The sequence below is a fragment of the Colwellia piezophila ATCC BAA-637 genome (assembly GCF_000378625.1).
Lineage (GTDB): Bacteria > Pseudomonadota > Gammaproteobacteria > Enterobacterales > Alteromonadaceae > Colwellia > Colwellia piezophila.
This window is the reverse complement of record NZ_KB905160.1, coordinates 115,103-139,498: the sequence shown is the minus strand read 5'-3', so window position 1 is coordinate 139,498 and position 24,396 is coordinate 115,103. Positions and strand designations below refer to the sequence as shown.

The window sequence follows — 24,396 nt, the reverse complement described above, 5'->3', positions numbered from 1 at the left end:
GAACTCTAAAACTAATTTTAGAGATTGATGAAGGGCTATTGTAAACTAATTTTTACGATAATAAAGCACAACATTTATCAAGTTATATTGTGACCCTATAAATGTTTTCTTCGGCTTATTCAAACGTGAAAGTTAATCGGTTAATTTGTCTGATTTTGCGGCACAAATAAAGTCGTTTTTGTGTAAACCACCGATTGAGTGGGTCCACCAAGTCACTGTCACTTTCCCCCACTCAAGTAATATAGACGGGTGATGAAACTCACTTTCCGCTAATTCAGAGACTTTATTAGCAAAAGCCCAAGCTAACTTATAGTTTTTAAACTTGTATTCACGTTCGAGCATCATGACATTATCACGAACTTGTGGCACCCAATCAGGAATTAGCGCCATCAACTCTTTAAGCTCTTCATCGCTTACTTTTGGCGCATCGGCATGGCAAGCTTCACACACTTGGTTCGCTAATGGGTTACTTGGTGTTGTAGTCATTATTTATCCTTAGTTTATATTTTAAATTATTCGTCTGACTTATTTCCCGAAGCACTAACTGGCTTCTTTCGCTGGAAATTTTGCTTCATGTAAACCTAGACTTTGTGCTTCGGCAACCAGCGCCATGATATCCTCAACTTCATATTTTCTAATATCATCTAAATCAGATACCTTGGTTAGCATGTAATATATAGGCTGCATTATATCTATGCGATAAGGCGTTCTTAAAACATCTAGAACATTAAAAGGCTGACGTTCCACTTCGGTACTGTTCATGGCGTAGTCTGTTTCTCCTGGAGAAGACAGTACACCACCACCGTAAATACGTAGACCTTTCGGGGTATCAAGTAAGCCAAATTCAATGGTAAACCAATATAAGCGAGCTAAAAATACCCGCTGCTCTTTACTCGCGTTTAAGCCCATTTTTCCAAAAGCTTCGGTGTAGTTGGCAAAAGATGGGTTTGTTAGTAGCGGGCAATGACCGAAGATTTCATGAAAAATATCCGGTTCTTGTAAATAGTCCATTTCTTCACGACTACGTATAAAAGTTGCTACTGGAAATTTCTTTTCCGATAGTAGTCTAAAAAACTCACCAAAACCAATTAAGGCAGGCACAGGATAGCATTGCCAACCCGTAGTTGCTTTTAGCACCTTACTTACATCACCAAGTTGAGGAATGCGATCTTGACTTAAGTTTAATTTTGCTAGACCTTCGTGATATTCATCACAAGCTTTATCCTTAATACAGGCTATTTGGCGAGCAAACAGCTCTTGCCAAATAGTATTTTCTTCTGCTGTCCATTGGATATAACCCTGTTCATCAGGAGCTTTAGAAGTATATTTAGTTATTTTGTCCATCTTACTAACCTTTCTGCAATGCGATTATTATTATTGTAGTTTTTTACGCTAAAATTTTAACGCTAAAACTTTAGCGTTAAAGATGTAATGTTGCTGTATTCATCTTAAGACATCTGGGTAGATAAAATAAAGCCGCAACAAACGGTCAAATAACAAACAATAGCATTTACTGTACAAGAAAGGTTACATCATAAATTACAGTGGGGTTTCCCCCACTCTCATGACTTTTTAGGACTGAGTAGCACTTTAATTTGCTGGGCAATTTTTTTACGGACATGGCTTAACTTAGGTTTCTTCTCAAATGGAATAGGACGACACAACTCCATTGTTTTGGCACCGAGTCGAGCGGTAAGCATACCAGCACCTAGTCCTTGGGCGAATCGAGCAGAGAGTTTACCCATGAGTTCTGCGCCGAGCATATCACTCCCCAAATCAGCGACTAACTCACTGGCGCCAGCATAAGCCAAATTAATAAATACCTGCTTGATCAACTTTATACGACTCCAATAGCCCAACTTTAAGCCATAAAGCCCAGCTATTTTATTAATCATACGTAAGTTACGCGACAACATAATCAACATATCGATAAGGGCAACCGGACTTAAAGCGATTAGCACCACCGCTTCGGTTGAAAATTTAGCGACTTCATTTAGCGCTTTCTCGTCGACTTTAGTTAATACCACGCGAGAATATAACTGTACTAATTCTCTCGAGCTATGATCTGAAGCTAAGGCGTCATGCCAAACCTGCTGCTCTTTAGGGCAATCAAACACTAAATCACAGGGCAAACTTTCGCTAATATTTTCACAAAAGTCTTTACCGCGTTGGTTGGTAGACTCGGTTAATTGTTCGCTTTCAATTAATAATAACTCAGTTGCTTGTTTTTTCATTTTCTGGCGACGCTTAAACTGCTTAAGCCCGATAAGTTCATGCCACAGAGCATTACCCGCAACCAAAGTTAATGAAGCGAATAATATCCCATAAAGACTAGTAATTATTGGTGACTGTTCAAAACCACTAATAAAAAAACCAACCATTTCTATGGTGAGTAAGGTGACAAATAATACCAGGATAGTACGCCATAACCACGAACGCTTACCACGCTGTATTTTGTCAACGCCCGATAAAATGTCATCAGCACTTAGCTCTGTTTGGTCTAGTTCATCTGCCTGATGCTCATCAAGCACCAAAGGCAAGTAGTCCTCATTAGTAAAGACAACTTGTTCGGTAACACTGTTACCTGCGATTTTATCTTTATATTGACTATTACTCGATACAACGACGGTATCACTTTCGCTAAAAAGTATTTGTTGTTGCTGTAAGTCTTCATTGGCTTTATCTTTGTTATTAGTCATATCATTTTATCTGCAATTAAAAACTGTAATACTTGATCCATACGTACATGAGGCAAGCATTGGTGCTTGTTAAGGCCACTTAACGGCGCGAAATCAATAAAATTAAAGGAACTCGATTGCCAGTAATCATCCTTTGGCAACTGACTGGGTACCGCGCCGGGAAAAACGGTTATTTTATGACCGAAGATTTCTGTTGATTCATCAACGTCTGAATGAGATATATTTGAATTAGCAGAGTTTGAATTAACGGCACTTGCTTTAGCTAAACTTCGCCCCTGTATCACAGGAATATCTTTGCCCTTATGTTTACTTAGTCCTGAGTTAGTTGCTTTAACGGATGCAATGGCTAACGTTTTAACCTTAACGGCCTCAAAGTTTAACTGATGCTTATTTTGATGAATTAACTGATTCAATAACGCCACCATAGGGCCATGTTGCTCAGGGGTGACATGATCAGCTTTTGTCGCGGCAAAAAGTAACTTGTCTATCTTAGGTGAGAATAAACGAGAAAACAGCCCCGACTTTCCGTAACTGTAACTTTGCAAGATCATCGACATCGCCAACTCTAAATCGGCAAAACTTTCTTTACCTTTATTCAAGGGCGTTAAACAATCAGCTAATACTATTTGTCGGTCAAAACGCAGAAAGTGTTCTTGATAGAACTTGCGCACCACCTGCTCTTTATATTCAAGGTAACGTGAACGCAACATGCCAATAAAGCTATCATCAGGGGCATTTTGATAATCATTGCCGTCAAGTTCTTCTAACGCAGGAAAGGGGAAAAACTCTAAGATTGGTGCTCCGGCTAAATCACCGGGTAATATAAAACGCCCTGGCTGGATCACAGATAAACCCAACGTATGACGAAAAGTATGTAACAGTGCGCTATATTCCTGGGCTAGCTGGGCTAATAACTCTTCACTCGCCGTCGAAAAAGGGTCAATTTTTGCCAGTTTAGCCAAAAAACTTTTACTGTACTCAGCTCTTGGGGCCTTTTTCATCAATTCATGGGTTTGCTTTGACCACTCTTGATAAGTTTGCTTAAGCATAGGTAAGTCGAGTAACCACTCACCAGGGTAGTCGGTAATATCTAAAGTCAACGTTGCCATGTCAGTGGCATATTTAAGTATTGAGTTTTTAGGTTGATAACGAATAGCCAAGCGTAGTTCACTGATGCCATGTGTTGGTTTTGGCCAGTTAGCAGGCTCAGATGTTAAGGCAGACATTGCCGAGTCATAATCAAATCGGGGCACATGAAAATGTTTTTGCGGCACTCGTTTAGCGGCAATAAAATTACCATTATGGACGGGATCAAAAAAACTCAATTTAGTGCCACTACCTTCATTGATTAGTTGATTCACCAATGAAGTAATAAACGCAGTCTTACCGCTACGACTTAACCCGGTCACCGCTAACGTTACCTGTTGGTCGAGTGTGTGACGTAGAAGTTCCTTGCCCTTATCTTTCAGCTTATTTTTTAGCTTATCTAGGCCATATTTTTTTATTAACGACTTGCTTATTAATGCCATAACGAATTGATAACTTTTAAATTAATAGTAGATTTAATGATAATATATTTGATGAATAAGTTGATAATAAGGTCTTTTCTATAACATTACACCTTATTGATTACCTTCCTCAGAAAAATGAGCGAATCAGGGGAGAACATAGTGAGTGAGTAAAATAAAAAAGCTACCAACGGCAGCTTTTAAGGTGAGGCTATTACAGCTTATTAATTTCTCTTGAAACGGTAAATTCAGCCGACGTGACATATTGTTCCATCGCTTGTACTTTCCTTTCCAGAGAACGAAATTTACGGCCGATATCATGCAGGGCTTGTTTTGGCGGCTCACCTGCTTGCCATATTCGCGATTTCACCTTGATTGACTCATTACTCACATCATTATATTGCTGTGAATGACCTTTAGCATAGCGGCTATGACGTCCACCGGGTTCGATTGCTTGCTCTGGCGACTTATCAAGAATAAACCAACCGGCAATATAGCCTAAGATAAGAAAAGGCATACCAAACAACACCCCAGATACCACTAAAATTCTAACTAACCACGTTTCCCAACCAAAGTAGTCTGCTATACCAGCACAAACCCCGGCGATTTTCCCCCGATTGGTATTACGATACAATTCACCTCTTTTTCGGTTCATAATTTGGCTCTCCAGCTCGGGGTCTCCGCGTCTAATATCGCTTCAAGAGTTTGTATTCTATCAGCCATGGTATCAGCAACTTCAGACAATTCTGATAATTGCATATACTCTTCTTGGCTTAACCCCTGGCTAACCTGCTTTTTACTGCGGTAATGCAACACCAACCATATAGGCGCGACAATGATCATAAATATAATGACGGGTGCCATGATAATCTCTTCCACAATACTTCTCCTTTATCCTATTCTATCGATAGTTTTTTTTACGTTCTTATTAGATGTTTATTCTGTGATTTTGGCTATTTTTTATTACGTTTCATCTTAGCTTTTAATTTCGCTAATTCATCATCAACCTTTTCATCACTCTCAAGTTCGGCAATCTCATCAGCTAAAGATTTACCACCTAAGTCATAAGATTCAATTTCGGCTTCGATGTCATCAATTTTACGTTCATAGTGATCAAAGCGGTTTAACGCGTCGTTTACTCGGTTACTATGGATGTTTTCTTTTACTTTCAGACGAGAGCTAGCTGATTTTTCACGAATAAGAATCGCTTTTTGACGCGATTTAGCATCGGAGAGCTTATCTTGTAATTGTGAAATTTCATCTTGCAACTTGCTGATATGGCCATCAGTGTGGGTTAACTCGGCTAGTAAAGCCGCGGCACTTTCGCTGCTTTTTTTCTTTTCCATTAAGGCGGCACGTGCCAAATCTTCTCGATCTTTACTTAACGCCAACTCTGCTTTTTCTTGCCATATTAGCGCATCCTTTTCAAGGCGGCTTACTTGGCGGGTTAATTCTTTTTTATCTGCAAGTGTTTTTGCAGAACTAGAGCGTACTTCAACTAAGGTATCTTCCATCTCTTGAATGATTAAACGCACCATTTTTGCTGGATCTTCGGCTTTGTCTAATAAATTGTTAATATTCGAATTTATAATATCGGTGAACCTTGAAAAAATACCCATAACATCTTCCTCAACTAATGGCTAAACAATGCCAATTTATAATTACTTTTACATGAACTAAGCACTAACTTAGCGTTTATTTTTACTTTAACTACGTTTTAACATATTCATTATTTACGCCAACTTTATAATAACTTATAACACACTGTTTTAAATAAACTTATTATTTATTTAAAAAAGTCTTCCAACCTACCAACTAATAAAATACACTATTTGTTAGTGAAATAAACCAACATTTGAGTTTAGTATGTCGCGTTTTAACCAACAAGATAACCTGCTTGGTCAATCAAATAGCTTTTTAGAAGTTCTCGAGCAAATATCCCAAATTGCTCCGTTAAGAAAATCCGTTCTGATCATCGGTGAGCGTGGTACGGGCAAAGAACTTGTTGCCGCTCGTTTGCATTATTTATCAAAGCGCTGGGATCAAAGCTATTTAAAGCTCAATTGCGCGGCTCTAAATGAAAATCTACTCGAAACTGAACTATTTGGTTACGACAGTGGTGCATTCACCGGTGCCAACAAACGACATGAAGGCCGGTTTGAACGTGCCGATAAAGGTACGCTCTTTTTAGACGAGATTGCCAATACTTCAGGCTTAATTCAAGAGAAGCTCTTACGTGTCGTTGAATACGGTGAATTTGAACGTGTCGGTGGTTCAAAAACAATCTATACCGATGTCCGTTTGGTTGCAGCCACCAACGAAGACTTACCTACCCTAGCCGCATCAGGTCATTTTAGAGCTGACTTATTAGATAGATTAGCCTTTGATGTTATTACCCTGCCACCATTAAGAGAGCGTTTAGATGACATTTTAATGTTAGCTGAACACTTCGCTATAATTATGGCGCGTGAGCTTGAATTTGAATTGTTTAGTGGTTTTACCGAAAAAGCTAAACGCAGCCTACTTGAATATCATTGGCCGGGTAATGTTCGCGAGTTGAAAAATGTCGTTGAGCGCAGTGTCTATCGATGTAACAATCCACACTTGCCTGTGCATGAATTAATCATAGATCCATTTGAGTCACCTTTTAGACCCAGTCAACGAATCAAAACAAATGACCGGATAAATTCCCTTCAGAGCAGTCACAGTACACCTGATGAAAAATTAGTTGCAGAAGGTTCAACGGTAATGCCTGCCAAAGAGGAATCCCTACAGACGTCTTCTACTCTGGTGACACAACAGTTTCCACAGTCATTAAAAACCCTGTCGCAAGACTATGAAATTGAGTTAATTAAGTCTGCATTAGCACATTGTCAGTTTAACCAAAAGAAAACCGCTGAAGCACTTGAATTAACGTATCATCAATTAAGGGGTTATCTAAAAAAATACAACTTGCTTGATAGCAGTATTACCGATGAATTCTAAGTCCATCCTCTTTATTTCAATGGTGGCTTTGGTGAGCCTTTTGTCAGGATGTAACGAAGATAGTAAATTGTCGTTAAGTGAACGAAGTATTATCTATTGCTCTGAAGGCTCTCCTGAAACATTTAACCCACAACTGAGTACCTCTGGCACAACATCCGATGCGACTTCAAAGCAGCTTTATAACAGCCTGATTGTTTATAAAGGGCAAAGCAATACTCTAGGTCCTAGCTTAGCTAAATCCAAACATATAACCCGTGATGGTAGAAAAATCACTTTTTATTTACGACAAGATGTGAGCTTCCATCAAACAAGCTACTTTACCCCAACAAGATTATTTAATGCTGACGATGTTTTATTCACTTTTAATCGAATCCTAGATAAAGAACATGCTTTTCATCACGTATCCGGTGGCCAATATCCCTTTTTTCAAAGCGTTAATTTTTCTGAGCTTGTTGAAAAGGTAGAGAAAATTAATGACTATACTGTACGCTTTATATTGAGGCGTAATGAAAGCTCATTTTTGGCCAATTTAGCCACCGATTATGCCGTAATTTTATCCGCTGAATATGGACAACAACTCACCAACAGCAACTCAAAACATGAAATAGATATCCTCCCAATCGGTACAGGACCCTTCAAGCTAAAGGACTATCGGGTGGGATCCTTAATCCGTTTTTATCGTCATGATTCATATTGGCAAGGAAAAGCTAAAATTGAGCAGCTCGTTTATGATATATCCCCCAGAGAAACCAGTCGTTTAACTAAGTTATTAGCGAAAGAGTGTGATGTCAGTAGCTACCCTAACGCCCATAAAAAAATAGCGCAGCGTAGCGATTTGCAGCTAGAGTCAATTACGTCATTAAATGTCGGCTACTTTGGTTTTAATACCCAAAAGGCACCCTTTGATAATAAATTAGTCCGACAGGCCATCAGTTTGGCGATCAATAAACAGGCTTTAGTTGATAATATTTATCGCTCGCAGGCGGCTCGTGCAAAGTCCATTTTGCCGACAACTTCTTGGGCGTATGACAAAAACACCCCTGAGCTCGGTTATGATCCTGTGCGTGCAAAATCGTTATTAGCGGAAGCAGGTTATCCCCAAGGTTTTACCATGGACATTTGGGCAATGCCAGTTCAAAGGACATACAATCCTAATGCTGTGAAGATGGCAAAACTCATTCAGGCAGACTTAAAGAAAATAGGCGTTAAGGTGAAGATTGTCAGCTACGAGTGGAGTACTTTTCTACGTCGTTTATCATTAGGTGAACATCAGAGTTTTTTATTAGGCTGGAATGCCGATCACCCCGACCCGGATAATTTCTTTACCCCCATGTTAAGTTGTTCAGCAAATGAAATAGGTAACAACCGCACATTTTGGTGTCATAAAGAATATGATGATTTGCTAAAAAAAGCGTTAAAAACCACCGATATGAGTAAACGCAAAGGCTATTACGCCAAGGCGATGGTAATAATTAATGATGAAATGCCATTATTACCTATTGCTCACTCTAAACGATTTCAAGCACGAGGCTCTGACGTAGAAGGCGATATACTATCAAAATTTGGTGGCATTAGTTTTTATCAGGCAAGTAAAAAGGCCAAATTGGTTAACGAGGCGAGTAACTAAGATGCTTACTTTTACCTTACGACGCTTCAGCTTATTTATCTTTACTATGTTGGTGTTAACACTGCTTTCGTTCAGTTTAAGTTTTCTTTTTCCTGGTGATACGGTTATCAACCACTCGGGGCAAATTCATGCTACCCCAACAGAGTTAGTGGAGCTGAATAAAGTCTATAAAATGGATGAAAATATTTTCAGCCAATACAATGCTTACTTATCGCACATACTGCAAGGTGATCTGGGTCAGTCGATGGCCAGTCAATCACCCATTAGTGATGAAATTATAGAATTACTGCCCGCAACTATTGAACTCAGCTTAGTCGCCTTACTTATTGCAATGCTCATTGGTATTCCTCTGGGTTTTATTGCCGCCATTCGCCATAATAAGACCAGTGATAATGCGATATTATCCTTCGCGATGATTGGCTATTCCATTCCTGTTTTCTGGCTTGGCTTATTAGCGATACACACCTTCTCTATCAACCTTGGTTGGCTGCCCTCTGCAGGTAAAATCAGTTTGTTATTTGAAATTGACTTTGTAACCGGCATTCAGTTTATTGATATTTTGTTAAGTGACAGCCCATATAAGTGGCAAGCGTTCAGTAACGCTAGTGCGCATATCATCCTACCCGCTTGTGTCATCGCCTTAGCACCGGCAACGATATTCATCCGTTTATCACGCGCTGCAATGATTGAAGTATTAGCGGCACCTTATATAAGAGCCGCTCGGGCTAAAGGCTTAAGCTTTAATCAAATAATATTTCGTCATGCCATACGAAATGCCTTAATTAAAATAATTCGTCATGTCGGTTTACAGTTTGCCAATCTCGTCACCATTGCTATGGTCACTGAGGTCATATTTAGCTGGCCTGGAATTGGACGTTGGTTAATAGAAAGTATTTATCAACGTGATTACACCGCGATTCAAAGTGGACTGTTAGTGCTGTCATGTTTTATATTTCTGGTGCATATTCTAACGGATTTTATTTATGCGGCGCTTAACCCACTAGCACGAGGTAACAATCATGGCTCGTGAAAAAACCTATCTTGAGGAAGTTTTTCCTTCTCCTTTTATGCAGTTATGGGGGATATTTCGTAAAACCCCTGTTGCCATGGCTGGGTTTTGTTGTTTTATCTTTTTAATTTTATTAGCTATTTTCGCACCTATTTTATCCCCCTACTCGCCCGTAGACAGTAATTTGGAAATGATTTTATTACCGCCTGCATGGCATCCAGATGGCAATGTAAGTTACTTATTAGGCACTGATGAATTAGGCAGAGACATGTTATCTCGCCTGATGTACGGCACCTCACTGACCTTTGGCTTAAGTTTTATCGTGGTCTTTTTCTCTTTAGTTATCGGTGTAGTGATAGGCTCACTTTCGGCCCTAACCAAAGGCATTAAATCTAGTTTTTTAAATCACTTTCTCGATGTCGTGTTATCAATTCCATCGCTATTGTTGGCGATAATTATCGTGGCGATATTAGGGCCAGGCATCAGTAATACCGTGTGGGCAGTTGCCATTGTCTTTATCCCTCAATTTATCCACATCACTCGTTATGCAGTGAAAGAAGAATTTAGAAAAGATTATGTTTTGGCATCACGCCTTGATGGCGCCAGTAATTTCCGTATTTTGTACTACTCGGTATTCCCTAACATTATTGAGCGCTTAATGAGTCAAGCAACCTTAGCGCAGTCTGCTGCGATTTTAGATATAGCCACCTTAGGCTTCTTAGGTCTCGGCGCGCAAATCCCCTTACCTGAATGGGGCGCTATATTAGCTAATGGCCTAGAACGTTTTTATATAGCGCCATGGACAGTTTATCTGCCAGGTTTAGCCATATTGTTCGCCGTAGTTGCCACTAACTTAGTAGGTGAAGGCATTCGTCATGCGTTAAAGCTACGTAAGGAGAACTAATGACACCATTACCCACTTTCCCTATAAGAGCACATAAGTAGAGCTTATGAATTTACTCGATATTAGAAACTTATCTATTGAACTAGACACCCCCAATGGGCGGGTATTAGCGGTAGATAAGGTAAGTCTATCAATTAAAGAAGGCGAAGTTCGCGGTTTAGTGGGTGAATCTGGCTCAGGTAAAACCTTGCTCGCACAGGCAATCATCGGCGTTTTAGAAGATAAGTGGCATGTCCATGCCGACCGATTTCATTGGCGCGGTATCGACTTGTTGAGATTAACAATCGATGAACGTAGAGCACTGTTATGCCGTGATATCGCGATGATTTTTCAAGAGCCTATGAGTTGCTTAGATCCCACCACTTTGATAGGCGAGCAGTTAAGTGAGGCCATCGATACTTCACAATTATCTGGTCATTTCTGGCAGCGGAAAAAACAACGAAAAGAGGCGGTAATAAAATTACTGCACAAAGTGGGTATTAAGAAACATAGCCAATGTATTAATAGTTACCCTCATCAACTTACTGAAGCTATTTGTCAACGCGTTATGATTGCAATCGCCCTCGCCGGCAGGCCAATATTATTGATTGCCGATGAGCCGACAGCAACAATGGAAAGTACTAATCAGGGGCAAATATATAGGCTATTAGCTAACTTAAACCAATTAAAAAACATGTCAATTCTATTAATCAGTCATGATTTAGAAAACCTTACCCACTGGACTAGTACCATTACAGTGATGTATAGCGGGCAGTTTGTGGAAGCGGGCACTACCGAGCAGATATTCAATAAGCCAATGCACCCCTACACCCGTGCTTTAGTTGATAGTAGTACTAAGGCTAATTTACAGTTACCGTCCAAATCACGTTTAATGACCCTACCAGGTAGCATCCCAATTTTACAACATTTACCGATTGGTTGCCGTCTAGGGCCACGATGCCCGAGAGCACAACAAAGCTGTGTGGTCGCGCCAAAGGTCAGTAATTTTCATGGCCATAAAGTCAGTTGTCACTTCCCTATACTGCAAGAAACAACTCGAAAAGAATCGACCAAGCGCAAACCAGTGAAAGGAGTCCGTTAAGATGAGCGTATTATTGGATGTTAGAGGGGTCGCTAAGTCGTTTAAGCTTAAGGGGCACTGGTATCACAAGCGTAAGTTTAATGCACTAGCGCCGATATCTTTTACCGTAGCAGCAAAAAAGACGCTCGCGATTGTTGGCGAAACCGGTTCGGGTAAATCGACTTTAGCAAAAATATTGGTCGGTGCAGAGGCGCCAACCACAGGTGAAATATACCTAAACGGTCAATTATTGCAAAGCAAGCAGTTCAAACAACGTTGTCAGCATGTCAGAATGATCTTTCAAGACTCGGGCACAACCTTAAACCCTAGCTTAACTATTCAGCAATTACTTGATGAGCCCTTAACGCTCAATACTGACTTAGATGAAAAACAGCGCCGTCAGCTTATTAGGAATACCTTACAAAAAGTTGGTTTACTTGGTGATCATATGAATTTTTATCCTCATATGTTTTCGGGTGGGCAAAAACAACGCATATCGCTCGCTAGAGCTATTATATTAGAGCCACAAGTCATTATATTAGATGAAGCTTTAGCCGCGCTAGATCCCTCGCTGCGCTCACAGATGATAAATCTATTACTCGACCTCCAACAACAAATGGGCTTGGCTTATATTTTGATTTCACATAACTTAGGCATTGTTCGTCATTTCAGTGACAATGTCATGGTGATGTCTCATGGCGAGGTCGTTGAGTCAGGTAAAACAATGGAAGTTATGCGTAATCCGCAACATAAAGTGACGCAAAGATTAATGATGAGCCAAAACTTTCAGGTGAAATAACTTCCCCCCCCCTATTAGGCTGAATTTACCTGCCCTTGCCGGTATTTGATTATACTTATAACGCTTAAAAATAAGCGACAAAAAAGCCAATAACAGCTTGCTGATATTGGCTTTTTTAGGTGGTCTACTCGGTTTAATCGCCTTAGCGACTACTATAACCTTAGTAAATGTATTCGCTATTAATAAGCGGCTACAGGCTCAGAAACTGCTCTACGAGTAATGGTAGCATCAACCTTTAACGAGTTAACAAAGCTTTGATAAGCTGATTGCGCCAACTGGGACGTTTGTTGTTGGGCTAAATTAGGGTTAACTGCCGTTTCATTTACCGCAACTGCAGTCACTTCAACAATGGCAAGATCACCATTACTTAAGGCTACCGTTGATGCAGAAATAACATCATTCACTGGGTGTGGCAATACAAAAGCAGCACGACTGATTCCTTGGTCAACTTGAGAACTATAACGAGCAACGTTAGTTTTACTAACAAAGCTAGTGTTAAGTGCTGCTAATTGAGCAGAAATATCGTTACCCGCATTAAAGTCAGCGAATAGTGAATCAACAGTTTGCTGAGCTTTCTGTGTGGCTTTTTGATTCACTAAAATATCTTTAATTTGCGCTTCAACTTCCATTAGAGGTTTTACATTAGCTTCTTGGAAAGTATTTAGTCGTAAAACCAACGCAACGCCATCATTCACTTCGATAAGGTCTGAGTTCATATTGTCTTGTATAACCATCTCAGAAAAAGCAGCCTCGATCACTTGGGTTTGATCAAAAGGAGCGCTATTGCCACCACGTAATAACCAAGGAGATGTTTGAATGGTGACACTTACCTCTTCGGAAGCATCATCTAGGCTATCAGGATATTCAAAGCTAATACGAGCCATCTCTTGCTGTAGGGTAAAGAACTGCTCTTGCGCTTCATCATTGCTCAGCTTAATAAGTAACTCAGCTTTAACTTCACCAAAGGCTTGGACAACTTGTTCTTTATAATCGGTTAACTTTAATACGTGATAACCAAAGCTAGTTTTAACCAGTGGGCTAGTATCGCCAACACTGACTAATGCTAATGCGGCTTCATCAAAACTTTCTTCCATTACGCCTGGCTCTAACCATTCTAAATCACCGCCGTTTTCACCACTGAAAGTATCATTTGATACTTCTTTAGCGATAACAGCAAAATCTTCACCCTGCTCAAGACGAGCGATCACGGCTTGTGCTTGGCTCTTGGCTAATTCATCATCTGCATCGCCATCTGTAAACTCAATTAAGATATGAGAAATACGACGCTGCTCTGTTTCAGTAAAGCTTGCTAGGTTTTCTTGATAATGTGTAGCGAGTTCTGCATCGGTAATTTTAACGTTTTTAGCGATATCAGCAACGTTTAAACGGATATAATCTACCTTCACTTGCTCTTTATTTTCAAAACGGGCTTGGTTAGTTAAGTAATAGTTATTGATTTCTTCATCGGTTAATTCAATATCTGCTTTAAATTGCTGCGCTGAAATAGTAGCAAAGCGAATGTCACGAGTCTGGTTTTGCAACGCTAGTTGCAGTTCCTCTTGATACGGTAAATTAAACTCTGTGGCAACTAGCGCTTGGCTTAATTGACGACGTGTCATATCTACGCGTAAATAATCACGAAAATCCGAAGACTGAAAGAAACCTGCTTGATTAATAATGGCTAAATAGCGGTTGTTATCAAAATTGCCCTCAACTTGAAATTCAGGCATGGTACGAATAGCTTCTTTCAATCGCTGGTCTGAAACACGAATAGCTAATGCGGCACTACTTTGATCAATTAATTTTTCATTAATCAGGGTATCTAAAACACCCTGGCGGAAGTTAGCCATGTAACTTGCATCATTTGATAAAGTATCAAACATTTCACCAAATTGCTGCGCCATGCGACCGCGTTGTGCCTGATAGGCTTTATTAAATGCTTGCTGGCTGATAACTTCGCCATTAACTGTCGCTACAGAAGTATCAACTGAATTGGTATAACTACCAACCCCAGCAACAGCGAAGGTTAAGATAATCAAACCAAGAATAATTTTGGCAGTCAATCCCTGCGATTTTTCACGAATATCTTCTAACATCTCTTTCTCTTTTTTTATGCCTAAAATATCTAAGCTTCAGTGTCTTTAAATTAAAGTTGTTCGCGATTTTAGCAGATGATAATACCAAGTGCATTAATTTATTGTCTACTTAGCGAGAATTAAAAGGCTTAGAGGCAAGGCATTGACCGAAGAGAATGGTTATTCCCTTATCAAAATCAATAACGCGGCATGTAAGCCTTTTAAACTCGCCCTTGGGAGTTTATTAGCAAACTGATAACAGCACAGAATTAATAAAATATAGAATAACTATGTTTAAGTAATTTTGTTTGTTCTAAGCTCGCTAATACAACTCTAAGTTGAGCAATTAATTAGTGCAATTGGTATAAACCCAGCTTGAAGTACAACTTGAGCTAAATGCAAATTTATTATTATTTTAATTATAATATTTCATGTTTAACTAGGCTAAAAGTAAAAAACCACCTATAAAGGTGGTTTCTAATACGCGGAATAACTCAGTCTACATAGTGACTAGTTACATGCGTCTTTTAATGCTTTACCCGCTTTGAAAGCTGGAATTTTAGCAGCAGCGATTTGGATAGTAGCACCCGTTTGTGGGTTACGACCAGTACGTGCAGCACGGTCACGTACAGAGAAAGTACCAAAACCAACAAGAGCAACTTGCTCGCCATTTTTTAATTCATCAGTTACAGCGCCAATAAATGAATCTAATGCACGACCCGCAGCAGCTTTTGAAATATCTGCACCAGCAGCAATTTTCTCGATTAGTTGAGATTTATTCACAGTGTATACCCCTTCAATTGTTATTATACAACGCTATCCTTTATTATAAATTTCGACAATCCAAAATTATTTTTTTTGACGAATTATAGCGTTGAGTTTAGAAATTATTGCGCTATCAAATTCCCTCCAACTCACCTATGTAACATAGAGAACAAGGGGTCTAGCGATAAAAGCGTAGTTAACTTACCATAGTTTCAGCGTTTGAAAAGCGAAAACTGCATTTTTTTACTGTTTTTTTAGTTTTTTTGACCTTTTTTGATATAAATCATCAAAAAAGGCCAAGCTTTAAGCAATTTATTTCTCTACTTTCCATTGTTCTACTGGGTGCTCAAGCGCAATGGCAAGTACTTCATCTATCCATTTTACGGGGTGGATAGACAATTCAGCCTTAACATTTTCAGGAATGTCTTGTAAATCTCGTTCATTTTCGTGGGGGATAATCACGGTTTTAATACCGCCACGATGCGCAGCCAACAACTTCTCTTTTAAACCACCAATAGCGAGAATCTCACCACGTAGAGTAATTTCTCCTGTCATCGCTACTTCTGCTTTTACCGGATTTCCCGTGAGGCTTGATACTAGGGCTGTACACATACCAATACCCGCACTAGGACCATCTTTTGGTGTTGCTCCTTCAGGAACATGAACATGGATATCACGTTTCTCGTAAAAGTTTTCATTGATTCGAAGTTTCTCGGTACGACTTCGCACAACCGTCATGGCCGCTTGAATAGACTCTTGCATAACATCACCTAATGAACCGGTATAAGTCAACTTACCTTTACCCGGTACAGACGCCGTTTCTATGGTAAGTAGCTCTCCGCCCACTTGAGTCCAAGCTAAACCAGTAACCAAGCCGATTCTATTTTCTGTGTCTGCTTTACCGTAATCAAAGCGCTGTACACCTAAGAACTCATTGAGATTATCTTGATTAATAGTGACTTTCTTGATTTTTTTATCAAGTAAAATAGCCTTTACCGCTTTACGGCATAACTTTGATATCTCACGTTCTAAGCTCCGTACACCAGCTTCTCGTGTGTAGTAGCGGATAATGCCAATAATGGCACTGTCATCAATGTCTATTTCTTTTGCCTTTAGGCCATTGCGCTCAATTTGCTTATTGAGTAAATGATTTTTAGCAATATTGAGTTTTTCATCTTCGGTATAACCTGACAAACGAATAACTTCCATACGATCCAATAATGGCCCTGGAATATCCATGCTATTTGAGGTAGCGACAAACATCACATCAGATAAATCGTAATCAACTTCCAAATAGTGATCGTTAAACGTGGTATTTTGCTCTGGGTCTAACACTTCAAGCAGGGCTGAGGCAGGATCGCCACGCATATCTGAAGCCATTTTATCGATTTCATCTAATAAGAAAAGTGGATTTTTCACCCCTACTTTAGATATTTTTTGGATCAACTTACCCGGTAAAGAACCAATGTATGTACGTCTATGGCCACGAATCTCTGCTTCATCACGAACACCACCTAAAGCCATACGGACAAATTTTCGTCCTGTAGATCTTGCTATAGATTGTCCTAGTGAAGTTTTACCTACACCTGGAGGTCCCACTAAACATAAAATAGGGCCTTTTAACTGGCTCACTCGTTGCTGAACGGCTAGATACTCTAGAATTCGTTCTTTAACCTTATCTAAACCATAATGGTCTTGATCAAGCACTTCTTTTGCAAGAGTAAGGTTGCGCTTTAATTTACTTCGTTTTTTCCAAGGTACGTTAATCATACAATCGATATAGCTACGTACCACGGTTGCCTCTGCAGACATAGGCGACATCATTTTTAGCTTCTGCAACTCAGCCAAGGTTTTTTCCTTGGCTTCAGTAGGCATCTGCGCCTCTTCAATGCGCTTAGCCATTTGTTCAAGCTCATCAAGGGTATCATCCCCCTCATTAAGCTCTTTTTGAATGGCTTTCATTTGCTCATTCAAGTAATAATCGCGCTGACTTTTTTCCATTTGCTTTTTAACACGGGTGCGAATTTTCTTTTCAACTTGTAGTAAGTCGATTTCGCCTTCCATCAATGCCATCAAATGCTCTAATCGCACATTGACATCAATAATCTCTAAGATCTTTTGCTTGTCTGCAAGTTTCAAAGGCATATGAGCGGCCATAGTATCGGCAAGTTGTTCAGCTTCATCAATACCCGATACCGAAGTGAGAACTTCCGGCGGGATTTTTTTATTAAGTTTTACATAACCTTCAAATTGCGAAATAGCCGAACGTATCAGTACTTCAATATCATCGCCCAGATCTGTCTTTGGTTTAAGATATTCAATTTCTGCGCTAAAGTATTCTTCAGTCTCAATAAACTTTTTTATCGTTGCCCGCTGTGCGCCTTCCACTAATACTTTAACGGTACCGTCAGGAAGCTTTAACATTTGCAAAATAGTGGCAACCGTACCTGTGCTGTATACATCTTCCGCTTTAGGATCATCAATAGCGGCATCTTTTTGCGCAACCAGAAATACCTGTTTATCTTGTTCCATGGCTAAATCTAAACAGCGAATTGATTTTTCACGACCAACAAAAAGGGGGATAACCATTTGTGGGTAAACAACAACATCTCTTAGGGCTAAAACGGGGATCTCAACGACACCAGATAATTCTTTACTCATTGGCTACTCTTCTTGGAATTTTTTTAATTATAAAGCTATAGAAACTATATGGGGCTAGGCTGTTAACTTTCAACAATAGAAAAAAAATAAAGAGCTAAACAGTCGGCTTTTTATTTATACGATCAAAAAAGCCTGGTGTAGTGAGTAATTACTTATAAATATAATTACTCACTACACCAGGCTATATCTTTATGTTTAAACAGATTATGAGTGCTTGAATTTACTCAGAAACGGCTTTATCTTGCTTACTGTCATAAATAACAATTGGCTTACTCTCACCTTTAATGGTGTTTTCATCAACAACTATTTTACTGACATTTTCCATTGATGGTAGTTCATACATGGTATCAAGCAAAACGGCTTCAACAATAGAGCGTAAACCACGAGCGCCGGTCTTTCTGTTCATTGCCTTAGTTGCAATGGCATGTAAAGCATCAGTTCTAAACTCTAGCTCGACATCTTCCATATCAAATAATGCGGTAAACTGCTTAGTTAGTGCATTTTTAGGCTCTTGTAAAATTTGAATAAGCGCTTCTTCATCAAGTTCACGTAAGGTGGCCAAAACGGGTAAACGACCAATAAACTCAGGGATCAAACCATACTTAACTAAATCTTCCGGCTCAACTTCAGCTAAATGATCTGTTAACGATTTTTGTTGATCTTTACCACGAACTTCCGCGCCAAAGCCAATACCTGTACCTTTATGATTACGCTGTTCAATCACTTTCTCTAGACCAGAAAACGCACCACCACAAATGAAAAGAATCTTAGAAGTATCTACTTGTAAGAACTCTTGTTGTGGGTGTTTACGACCACCTTGCGGCGGGACTGAAGCGATTGTGCCTTCAATAAGCTTTAATAAAGCTTGCTGAACACCTTCACCTGATACATCACGAGTAATAGAAGGGTTATCTGACTTACGTGAGATTTTATCGATCTCATCAATGTAAACAATACCACGTTGAGCTTTTTCTACGTCGTAATCACATTTCTGTAATAACTTTTGAATGATATTCTCTACATCTTCACCTACATAACCTGCTTCAGTTAACGTAGTTGCATCAGCCATGGTAAAGGGCACGTCTAATAAACGAGCTAGAGTTTGCGCTAATAATGTTTTACCACTACCCGTTGGCCCAATCAGTAAAATATTACTTTTACCGAGTTCGATACCATTATGATTATCACCATTTCGTAAACGCTTATAGTGATTATAAACAGCAACCGCTAATACTTTCTTTGCATGGTCTTGACCAATAACATAATCATCAAGGCTTTTACGAATCTCCATCGGAGTTGGCAATGCCTTTTTACTTTCTTTTGGCGAAATTTCAGAAATTTCTTCGCGAATAATGTCATTGCAAAGTTCAACACATTCATCACAAACAAATACTGATGGGCCAGCAATTAATTTACGTACTTCATGTTGGCTTTTACCACAAAATGAACAGTAAAGTAATTTACCCTTATCGCCACCACTTTTAATATCGGTCATGCCCTACCTCTAAACTTTTAATACCAATAGATCCATTGTTTACTCAATCTATACTGCTAAGTATACACCGAAATTCTATTTATCGTTACGTTGTTCTAATATGGAGTCAACTAAGCCATATTCAACCGCAGCCTCTGCACTTAAAAAGTTATCTCTGTCTGTATCTTGAGAAAGCTGCTCTAATGTTTTACCCGTATGCTCGGCCATTAATCGGTTAAGTTTCTCTTTAATAAATAAAATTTCTTTGGCGTGAATTTCAAAATCTGAAGCTTGTCCTTGGAAACCACCTAGCGGCTGATGAATCATTACTCGCGCATTAGGTAAGCAATAACGTTTGCCTTTTTCACCACCTGATAACAAAAATGCGCCCATACTTGCCGCTTGGCCAATACAAACAGTGCTGACATTCGGCTTGATGAATTTCATTGTGTCATAAATCGCCATACCAGCCGTCACAGAGCCACCGGGTGAATTTATGTAAAGAAATATATCTTTATCTGGGCTTTCGGATTCTAAGTATAATAACTGTGCAATGATTAAGTTAGCCATATGGTCTTCAACTTGACCACAAAGAAAGATTACACGCTCTTTTAACAACCTTGAATAGATATCGTATGAACGTTCACCTTTAGGTGTTTGCTCAACAACCATAGGCACTAACGTACTTTCGATACCCGTCGCACCACGTTGTGATGAAACAGGAGATGAACTTTGTGATGTAATTTGATAATTAATCTGAGAGTTAAACAAGAGTATACCTTCCCTTAATAAATAAAAATGGCCTGTATGTTGCCATACAAGCCATTAAATTTAAGCGATAGCTAAGTCTATTGTCAATGCAAAATTGCGATAAACTTTAGCTTTACTTAATATTACTTAGCTTCTGGATTCATTATCTCATTGAAGCTTACTTTTTTATCAGAAACTTTAGCTTTTTCAACTAAAAGTTCAACAGCCTGCTCTTCTAAAGCAACGTTCTGCATTTGCTGCATTAGCTCTTTGTTATTAGCGTAGTAATCAACGACTTCTTTAGGGTCTTCATAAGCAGAAGCCGCAGACGCGATAAGTTCGTTAACTTTAGTTTCATCAACTTTAAGTTCATTTACTTTAATTACTTCACCTAAAAGTAAACCGATCTTAACACGACGTTCAGCTTGCTCTTTGAACATTTCAGCTGGAAGTTCAGGTAAGTTTTTAGGGTCCATTTGGCCTTTAAAACGTTGCATCGCTTGCTGACGCAAAACATCAACTTCTTGCGTAACTAGACTAGCTGGTAAATCAACTTCATGACCGGCTAATAAACCGTCAATCACTTGTGTCTTAACTTTAGCTTTAACAGCTTGCGTTAATTCACGTGTCATGTTTTTACTTACTTCAGCACGTAAAGCTTCAACGCCACCTTCCTCAATACCGAAAAGCTTTGCAAACGCGTCATCAATTTCTGGTAGCTCTGGAGCTTCAGTTTTATGAACAACGATATCAAACTCAGCTTCTTTGCCTTTTAGGTTTTCAGCATGGTAATCATCAGGGAAAGTTACCTTGATAGTTTTTTCGTCACCGGCTTTCATGCCCGTAACTTCTTTCTCAAAACCAGGGATCATACGACCAGCGCCTAGTTCTAATTCAAAAGCTTCAGCCTTACCACCTTCAAACTCTTCACCGTCGACACGACCAGTGAAATCAAGCGTTAACTTATCGCCTTTTTTAGTTTTACGTTTATTTTCTTTCCATGTTTGGTGTTGCTTTTGTAGCGTAACAAACATTTCATCTAGATCAGCATCGGTCACATCTACTTGTGGACGCTCAATGGCAATTTTATCTAAATCTTTTAATTCAACTTCAGGATAAATTTCAAAAGTTGCTTCAAATTCTAGTGCTTTGCCATCTTCATTACTTTTAGCTACAAATGAAGGACGACCTGCAGGGTTGATTTTTTCTGCAACAATAGCATCAACAAAGTTACGCTGCATGATTTCACCAGCGACTTCTTGACGTACTGACTTACCGTAGCGCTTTTGAATTACAGACGCAGGTACTTTACCTGGACGGAAACCGTCAATACGCTGTGTTTTACTAATTTGACGAAGACGGCTCTTAACTTCTACATCGACTTTCTCGGCAGGAACAGAAATAGTCAGACGACGTTCCAAACCTTGTGTAGTCTCAACTGAAACTTGCATTTTAATACCTCAAAACTTAGCGTATTACGCTTTTTACGCACCAATTAGTTGCCAACACCTTTGATAAAAATTACCAAATTTGTGACAAAATGATGCCCTGTTACAAAAATATGACGCCGAATTATAGCGAGGGCTAAAAAAAGTTGCAAGTTGTAAGTTTTAAGCAATAAGGATTTTTTTGTCATAAGGGCAAAAATAAGAGATATATTGGGGGATCTGACCCTAAAAGCTATGACAACTTTCATGGTGTAAAAACCGATGAAGCATAGAGGGTTAGAGGGTTAGTAGATTTATTGAGTGATTGAATGATTGAATGATTAAATGATTAAATGATTGAATGATTGAACGATTGAATTAATATTTACAGCTAGAATTTTTAGAGGTTACTTGAAGAATTAGAGAAAGTGGTCGGTGATGCAAGATTCGAACTTGCGACCCCTTGGACCCAAACCAAGTGCGCTACCAAGCTGCGCTAATCACCGACATATTCTCTCAATATTTTATTAGTAGACACTAATAACATAAAGATGGGGTGGCTAAAGGGACTTGAACCCTCGACAACCGGAATCACAATCCGGGGCTCTACCAACTGAGCTATAGCCACCATAACAACTTCCCACACCTATCCTTAAACAGATAAATATGGTGCGCCCTGCAGGATTCGAACCTGCGACCCACGCCTTAGAAGGGCGTTGCTCTATCCAGCTGAGCTAAGGGCGCAATTCCCTACAAAGCATAATCACTTTAACTAATAAACTAAATTGTAAGGTTATGTAAAATTCAAACTTACGACTGAATTTGACGACCCCAAACTAAATATTTTGCTACAGATTGACTGTAAAGAAAAAGTGGTCGGTGATGCAAGATTCGAACTTGCGACCCCTTGGACCCAAACCAAGTGCGCTACCAAGCTGCGCTAATCACCGATTTATGCTGTTTCAACTAAACAGAAGACTGCCTCGTTTCAACGGATGCGGATATTACCGAGTTGCTTATCCCCAGTCAAACCTTTTTTATAAATAAATAACTGTTCGGTTGTTTTTAGCGCAAGTCGTTGGATTCTTCAGCGAGCAATGGTGTTGCTGTGATTTAATTACCCAGGATATCGACAAGGTAAATTCAACTTTACTTAATTTAACTTAACTATGTAGCTAGCTATGACAGCTACTATTAAATTTGACTCAATATTAAAATATTCGAGATTACTTATATCGCGCTATATAAAATACCCGTTCAATACGACTAAGTAATGAACGATACGGGGAATTCGATAGTGACTAAATAAGCTAGCTTGACTCATTTAGTTTTTGGCAACGTTGTGATAGTACATATTGCCAATGACTATTGTATACAATAGTGGCTAAATGAAGAGAAAAAATGCCCTTTGCTAGTCCTCCGTATTTCAAGGTAAGGATAAGTAAAGTAAACCTACAATACCAGTGTAGTTTGTGGCAAAATAACCGTGTTTTTTTATTATTTAAAGTAAGGCTAACAGTAGAGTTATGACAGCATCATTGATCGATGGCAAAGCGATTGCCAAACAACTTAGAGACTCAGTTAAAGAAAAAGTTAGCTTACGTATTAGTAAAGGCCAAAAAGTACCCGGTTTAGCCGTGATTCTTGTTGGTTGTGATGCAGCTTCTCAAGTTTATGTTGGTAGTAAGCGTAAAGCCTGTGAGGAAGTTGGCTTTGTTTCCCGCTCTTATGATTTACCAAGCACGACATCTGAGCAAGAACTACTAGCTTTAGTGAGTGAGTTAAATAACGATGACACCATCGATGGTATATTAGTACAGCTACCTTTACCTGAGGGATTAAATGCTGATCTAATCATCGAGCATATCAACCCACTTAAAGATGTAGACGGTTTTCACCCCGCTAATGTCGGTAAGTTAGTATTAAGACAACCCGGCCTAAGACCCTGTACGCCAAAAGGCATTATCACCTTAATTGAATCGACTGGTATCGACCCTAGAGGTCTAGATGCACTTGTTGTTGGCGCTTCAAACATTGTCGGTCGACCTATGGGACTAGAACTTTTACTCGCCAAGTGCACGGTAACAACAGCGCATCGTTTTACCAAAGACCTAGAAGGCAAAGTGCGCAACGCAGACCTTATTGTGGTCGCCGTTGGCAAACCTGGCTTTATCCCTGGTGCATGGATTAAAGAAGGCGCTATAGTGATAGATGTTGGTATTAACCGCTTAGATAACGGTAAATTAGTGGGTGATGTTGATTTTGATAGTGCTAAAGAAAGAGCGGCATTTATCACACCGGTACCAGGTGGCGTTGGGCCAATGACAGTGGCTAGCTTAATTGAGAATACCTTGATTGCTTGCGAGCAAACGACTAAGTAACCTCAACTCTGGATAAGCAAAGTTACTTAAAAAGCTATTTTAGGCGATATCAGCGTTGGTATTCCTACCAATAACCAGTTATTGGGTACGTAATACCGCCTTGTTTTCACCAAAACTATCAATATTGAGACGAATAAATAAACTTATAGCATAGGTGTTTATGCTATGTGACTGATAATAAATAAGTACTTAAAAAATTAACATTCATTATCCAGAGTTGATGTTAAGTAGTGACTTGCTAAAACGTAAAGTAAAATTCCAATACAAAAAAA

At 39.3% G+C, this 24,396-nt stretch carries 20 protein-coding genes and 4 tRNA genes; 7 read left to right on the top strand and 17 right to left on the bottom strand.

Annotated features, from left to right (window positions below; all coding sequences use genetic code 11):
• Positions 1–132: 132 nt before the first annotated feature.
• From F580_RS0100680 to pspA, 7 genes are all read right to left on the bottom strand, one after another.
• Entirely contained in the window at positions 133–486 is a 354-nt protein-coding gene (locus F580_RS0100680) for a 4a-hydroxytetrahydrobiopterin dehydratase (RefSeq protein ID WP_019025767.1), read from the bottom strand.
• Between the two features lie 54 nt (positions 487–540).
• Positions 541–1,344: a phenylalanine 4-monooxygenase gene (gene phhA, locus F580_RS0100675; protein WP_019025766.1), complete on the bottom strand. Its 804-nt coding sequence runs from the start codon at positions 1,342–1,344 to the stop codon at positions 541–543.
• Positions 1,345–1,562: 218 nt separating this feature from the next.
• Positions 1,563–2,699 (bottom strand): YcjF family protein, encoded by a 1,137-nt coding sequence (locus F580_RS0100670; protein WP_019025765.1) that lies wholly within the window; start codon positions 2,697–2,699, stop codon positions 1,563–1,565.
• Positions 2,696–4,228, bottom strand: coding sequence for a YcjX family GTP-binding protein (locus F580_RS0100665; RefSeq protein ID WP_019025764.1), 1,533 nt, complete (start codon positions 4,226–4,228; stop codon positions 2,696–2,698). The genes F580_RS0100670 and F580_RS0100665 overlap by 4 nt, the downstream gene beginning before the upstream one ends.
• A 193-nt stretch (positions 4,229–4,421) precedes the next feature.
• A complete protein-coding gene (gene pspC, locus F580_RS0100660) occupies positions 4,422–4,862 on the bottom strand; it encodes an envelope stress response membrane protein PspC (RefSeq protein ID WP_019025763.1) in 441 nt (146 codons plus the stop codon).
• Positions 4,859–5,071 carry an envelope stress response membrane protein PspB gene (pspB, locus tag F580_RS0100655; RefSeq protein WP_040356686.1) on the bottom strand — a complete coding sequence of 71 codons (213 nt, stop codon included), beginning with the start codon at positions 5,069–5,071 and terminating at the stop codon, positions 4,859–4,861. Before pspB ends, pspC begins: the two co-directional genes overlap by 4 nt.
• Positions 5,072–5,160: 89 nt before the next feature.
• The gene (pspA, locus tag F580_RS0100650; protein ID WP_019025761.1) at positions 5,161–5,826 is read right to left on the bottom strand and encodes a phage shock protein PspA; all 666 of its coding nucleotides are present in this window, start codon (positions 5,824–5,826) and stop codon (positions 5,161–5,163) included.
• Positions 5,827–6,073: 247 nt separating this feature from the next.
• Between pspA and pspF the strand changes: the two genes are divergently transcribed.
• From pspF to F580_RS0100620, 6 genes are read left to right on the top strand one after another with little or no spacing between them, the layout of a single operon-like run.
• Positions 6,074–7,192, top strand: a complete 1,119-nt coding sequence (pspF, locus tag F580_RS0100645) for a phage shock protein operon transcriptional activator (protein ID WP_019025760.1) — start codon at positions 6,074–6,076, stop codon at positions 7,190–7,192.
• Between the two features lie 31 nt (positions 7,193–7,223).
• Positions 7,224–8,819, top strand: a complete 1,596-nt coding sequence (locus F580_RS0100640; RefSeq protein WP_245560580.1) for an ABC transporter substrate-binding protein — start codon at positions 7,224–7,226, stop codon at positions 8,817–8,819.
• A 1-nt stretch (position 8,820) separates the two neighbouring features.
• A complete protein-coding gene (locus F580_RS0100635; protein WP_019025758.1) occupies positions 8,821–9,849 on the top strand; it encodes an ABC transporter permease in 1,029 nt (342 codons plus the stop codon).
• Complete coding sequence (locus tag F580_RS0100630; RefSeq protein ID WP_019025757.1) at positions 9,839–10,732, top strand: ABC transporter permease subunit; 894 nt, start codon at positions 9,839–9,841, stop codon at positions 10,730–10,732. Before F580_RS0100635 ends, F580_RS0100630 begins: the two co-directional genes overlap by 11 nt.
• A gap of 46 nt (positions 10,733–10,778) precedes the next feature.
• Positions 10,779–11,813, top strand: a complete 1,035-nt coding sequence (locus F580_RS0100625) for a peptide ABC transporter ATP-binding protein (protein WP_019025756.1) — start codon at positions 10,779–10,781, stop codon at positions 11,811–11,813.
• Position 11,814: 1 nt separating this feature from the next.
• Positions 11,815–12,591 (top strand): peptide ABC transporter ATP-binding protein, encoded by a 777-nt coding sequence (locus F580_RS0100620; protein ID WP_019025755.1) that lies wholly within the window; start codon positions 11,815–11,817, stop codon positions 12,589–12,591.
• Between the two features lie 179 nt (positions 12,592–12,770).
• Here F580_RS0100620 and F580_RS0100615 read toward each other — a convergent pair whose 3' ends face one another.
• The 10 genes from F580_RS0100615 to F580_RS0100570 form a co-directional block, all read right to left on the bottom strand.
• Positions 12,771–14,687 carry a SurA N-terminal domain-containing protein gene (locus F580_RS0100615; protein WP_019025754.1) on the bottom strand — a complete coding sequence of 639 codons (1,917 nt, stop codon included), beginning with the start codon at positions 14,685–14,687 and terminating at the stop codon, positions 12,771–12,773.
• A gap of 489 nt (positions 14,688–15,176) precedes the next feature.
• The gene (gene hupB / locus F580_RS0100610) at positions 15,177–15,449 is read right to left on the bottom strand and encodes a nucleoid-associated protein HU-beta (RefSeq protein ID WP_019025753.1); all 273 of its coding nucleotides are present in this window, start codon (positions 15,447–15,449) and stop codon (positions 15,177–15,179) included.
• 294 nt (positions 15,450–15,743) lie between these two features.
• Positions 15,744–18,092: an endopeptidase La gene (gene lon / locus F580_RS0100605; protein WP_019025752.1), complete on the bottom strand. Its 2,349-nt coding sequence runs from the start codon at positions 18,090–18,092 to the stop codon at positions 15,744–15,746.
• 220 nt (positions 18,093–18,312) lie between these two features.
• Positions 18,313–19,587 (bottom strand): ATP-dependent protease ATP-binding subunit ClpX, encoded by a 1,275-nt coding sequence (clpX, locus tag F580_RS0100600; protein WP_019025751.1) that lies wholly within the window; start codon positions 19,585–19,587, stop codon positions 18,313–18,315.
• A 75-nt stretch (positions 19,588–19,662) separates the two neighbouring features.
• Entirely contained in the window at positions 19,663–20,310 is a 648-nt protein-coding gene (gene clpP, locus F580_RS0100595; protein ID WP_425393308.1) for an ATP-dependent Clp endopeptidase proteolytic subunit ClpP, read from the bottom strand.
• Between the two features lie 149 nt (positions 20,311–20,459).
• Entirely contained in the window at positions 20,460–21,767 is a 1,308-nt protein-coding gene (tig, locus tag F580_RS0100590) for a trigger factor (RefSeq protein ID WP_019025749.1), read from the bottom strand.
• Between the two features lie 405 nt (positions 21,768–22,172).
• Positions 22,173–22,249: transfer RNA gene (locus F580_RS0100585), tRNA-Pro, on the bottom strand.
• 46 nt (positions 22,250–22,295) lie between these two features.
• Positions 22,296–22,371: transfer RNA gene (locus F580_RS0100580), tRNA-His, on the bottom strand.
• Positions 22,372–22,410: 39 nt separating this feature from the next.
• Positions 22,411–22,487 (bottom strand) — tRNA-Arg (locus F580_RS0100575).
• Between the two features lie 129 nt (positions 22,488–22,616).
• Positions 22,617–22,693: transfer RNA gene (locus tag F580_RS0100570), tRNA-Pro, on the bottom strand.
• A 576-nt stretch (positions 22,694–23,269) separates the two neighbouring features.
• On the opposite strand from F580_RS0100570, the gene folD reads away from it, so the two are divergent.
• Positions 23,270–24,124 carry a bifunctional methylenetetrahydrofolate dehydrogenase/methenyltetrahydrofolate cyclohydrolase FolD gene (folD, locus tag F580_RS0100565; protein ID WP_019025748.1) on the top strand — a complete coding sequence of 285 codons (855 nt, stop codon included), beginning with the start codon at positions 23,270–23,272 and terminating at the stop codon, positions 24,122–24,124.
• Positions 24,125–24,396: the final 272 nt, after the last annotated feature.

What these genes read in the sequence shown, in the direction of transcription:
- F580_RS0100680 (WP_019025767.1), bottom strand. Translation starts at nt 486, where the DNA reads ATGACTACAACACCAAGTAACCCATTAGCGAACCAAGTGTGTGAAGCT.
- phhA (WP_019025766.1), bottom strand. Translation starts at nt 1,344, where the DNA reads ATGGACAAAATAACTAAATATACTTCTAAAGCTCCTGATGAACAGGGT.
- F580_RS0100670 (WP_019025765.1), bottom strand. Translation starts at nt 2,699, where the DNA reads ATGACTAATAACAAAGATAAAGCCAATGAAGACTTACAGCAACAACAA.
- F580_RS0100665 (WP_019025764.1), bottom strand. Translation starts at nt 4,228, where the DNA reads ATGGCATTAATAAGCAAGTCGTTAATAAAAAAATATGGCCTAGATAAG.
- pspC (WP_019025763.1), bottom strand. Translation starts at nt 4,862, where the DNA reads ATGAACCGAAAAAGAGGTGAATTGTATCGTAATACCAATCGGGGGAAA.
- pspB (WP_040356686.1), bottom strand. Translation starts at nt 5,071, where the DNA reads ATGGCACCCGTCATTATATTTATGATCATTGTCGCGCCTATATGGTTG.
- pspA (WP_019025761.1), bottom strand. Translation starts at nt 5,826, where the DNA reads ATGGGTATTTTTTCAAGGTTCACCGATATTATAAATTCGAATATTAAC.
- pspF (WP_019025760.1), top strand. Translation starts at nt 6,074, where the DNA reads ATGTCGCGTTTTAACCAACAAGATAACCTGCTTGGTCAATCAAATAGC.
- F580_RS0100635 (WP_019025758.1), top strand. Translation starts at nt 8,821, where the DNA reads ATGCTTACTTTTACCTTACGACGCTTCAGCTTATTTATCTTTACTATG.
- F580_RS0100630 (WP_019025757.1), top strand. Translation starts at nt 9,839, where the DNA reads ATGGCTCGTGAAAAAACCTATCTTGAGGAAGTTTTTCCTTCTCCTTTT.
- F580_RS0100625 (WP_019025756.1), top strand. Translation starts at nt 10,779, where the DNA reads ATGAATTTACTCGATATTAGAAACTTATCTATTGAACTAGACACCCCC.
- F580_RS0100620 (WP_019025755.1), top strand. Translation starts at nt 11,815, where the DNA reads ATGAGCGTATTATTGGATGTTAGAGGGGTCGCTAAGTCGTTTAAGCTT.
- F580_RS0100615 (WP_019025754.1), bottom strand. Translation starts at nt 14,687, where the DNA reads ATGTTAGAAGATATTCGTGAAAAATCGCAGGGATTGACTGCCAAAATT.
- lon (WP_019025752.1), bottom strand. Translation starts at nt 18,092, where the DNA reads ATGAGTAAAGAATTATCTGGTGTCGTTGAGATCCCCGTTTTAGCCCTA.
- clpX (WP_019025751.1), bottom strand. Translation starts at nt 19,587, where the DNA reads ATGACCGATATTAAAAGTGGTGGCGATAAGGGTAAATTACTTTACTGT.
- tig (WP_019025749.1), bottom strand. Translation starts at nt 21,767, where the DNA reads ATGCAAGTTTCAGTTGAGACTACACAAGGTTTGGAACGTCGTCTGACT.
- folD (WP_019025748.1), top strand. Translation starts at nt 23,270, where the DNA reads ATGACAGCATCATTGATCGATGGCAAAGCGATTGCCAAACAACTTAGA.